Below are 1,153 nucleotides of genomic sequence, written 5' to 3'. Positions count from 1 at the left end.
ACCGGCGAAGGGCTTCGCCGCATCGACAAACCACTGCATTTCCTTTTCCTGCGCCGCCCTGTCGAGGGTCGACATGTCGCCAATTTCCTTGTCAAGGAATGCCTTGGCTTCGTCCATTCCGGCCCAGGCACTGCCTGCACCGAACAGCAGCGCCAAGGCTGTCGTTGTCGTTAAAATTCGCGTTCGCATAATATTGTCCTCCCAGAGTTGCGATTGCATCGTCAAGTGCGGGGCGGGATGCCCTACACTTAATTTCTAAACGAAGCGGAATACGCCGATGGCGTAGACCACGGATAAAGCCAAAGCCCACCAGAGGTTCGGACCGACAAGTCCGAGCCAGGCGAGATGAATGAAGGCGCTGCCGAGCAGCGACACGAACAACCGGTCGCCGCGCGTGGTTTCAAAGCGCAGGATGCCGATGCGCGGATTGCCGCCCGGCGAGGCATATTCCCATACGGCCATCAGCGACATCAGAAAGAAAATAGTCAAGAAAAACAGTGCGGTCGGGAACGTCCAGGCCATCCAACCGCCTTTGATCAGCGGCGCGAACCAGTCACGCGCGCCATCCTTGAAAGGGACCGCTCCCACAAGCAGCCCGACCATGATTGCAAAAGCGGCGACGACTGCCCCCAGCACTACAGGCCAACGCCTAGTCGTTTCCATTATACCCTCCCCAGGGCGAAGCCCTTGGCGATGTAGTTGCGGACGAAGTAAATAACGATGGCGCCCGGGATGATGGTCAGCACACCGGCCGCAGCCAGAACGCCCCAATCCATGCCGGAAGCCGAAACCGTGCGGGTCATGATGGCAGCGATCGGCTTGGCAGCAGTCGTCGTCAAGGTTCTGGCAATCAGCAGTTCCACCCATGAGAACATGAAGCAGAAGAAGGCAGCAACGCCGATGCCGCTGGCGATGAGCGGGACGAAGATCTTCACGAAGAAGCGCGGGAATGAATATCCATCGATATACGCCGTTTCATCAATCTCCTTGGGCACCCCGGACATGAAACCTTCGAGGATCCACACGGCGAGCGGTACGTTGAACAGGCAATGTGCCAGCGCCACGGCGATATGCGTGTCGATCAGGCCAAAGGCCGAATAGAGCTGGAAGAACGGCAACGCAAACACGGCAGGCGGTGCCATGCGGTTGGTCA

The 1,153-nt window shown here is 58.3% G+C and carries 2 protein-coding genes and 1 pseudogene; all 3 read right to left on the bottom strand.

The window, feature by feature from the left end:
* A pseudogene (locus LB462_RS30890) lies at positions 1-189 on the bottom strand (carbohydrate ABC transporter substrate-binding protein); the annotation flags it as partial.
* A gap of 66 nt (positions 190-255) precedes the next feature.
* Positions 256-663 carry a DUF2160 domain-containing protein gene (locus LB462_RS30885; RefSeq protein ID WP_224515938.1) on the bottom strand — a complete coding sequence of 136 codons (408 nt, stop codon included), beginning with the start codon at positions 661-663 and terminating at the stop codon, positions 256-258.
* Positions 663-1,153, bottom strand: a 491-nt coding sequence (locus LB462_RS30880) for a carbohydrate ABC transporter permease (RefSeq protein ID WP_224515936.1), incomplete at its 5' end; no start/stop codon positions are given. The genes LB462_RS30880 and LB462_RS30885, both read right to left, overlap by 1 nt.

The organism is Phyllobacterium chamaecytisi, from assembly GCF_020164455.1.
Classification (GTDB): Bacteria; Pseudomonadota; Alphaproteobacteria; order Rhizobiales; family Rhizobiaceae; genus Phyllobacterium; species Phyllobacterium chamaecytisi.
The sequence above is the reverse complement of the archived record's forward strand: the minus strand, read 5'-3'. Positions and strand labels throughout refer to the sequence as shown.

What these genes read in the sequence shown, in the direction of transcription:
- LB462_RS30885 (WP_224515938.1), bottom strand. Translation starts at nt 663, where the DNA reads ATGGAAACGACTAGGCGTTGGCCTGTAGTGCTGGGGGCAGTCGTCGCC.